The sequence below is a fragment of the Pantoea sp. GbtcB22 genome, from assembly GCF_019091025.1.
Taxonomy (GTDB): Bacteria; Pseudomonadota; Gammaproteobacteria; order Enterobacterales; family Enterobacteriaceae; genus Pantoea; species Pantoea leporis.
Window position 1 is genome coordinate 1 of record NZ_JAGXKB010000095.1, and the last position, 289, is coordinate 289.

General features: G+C 56.4%; 1 pseudogene. It reads right to left on the bottom strand.

Annotated elements, in window-relative coordinates:
• A pseudogene (locus KVT28_RS24900) lies at positions 1-289 on the bottom strand (oxygen-independent coproporphyrinogen III oxidase); the annotation flags it as partial.

Below are 289 nucleotides of genomic sequence, written 5' to 3' on the forward strand. Positions count from 1 at the left end.
ACCACGATCGAGATTTCGACGTCATCGACAATCGTAAAATGCCCGCGTAGCAGCGCCACCAGCCGGCTCACCTGCTGCTGGTTGAGGAATGTCGGCGTGCCACGACCCCAGTGCAATTGAGTGACGCAGCGGCCCGCAAAGAAGGGCGCACGTTGACGGATTTCCTGCTCCAGCACATCAAGGTAGCGATCGGCTTTATGCCGGTGACGCGCCCGGATTATACCGCACTCACAAAAATAACAAAGCCGATGGCAAAACGGGATGTGCACATACAGCGATAACGGACGAT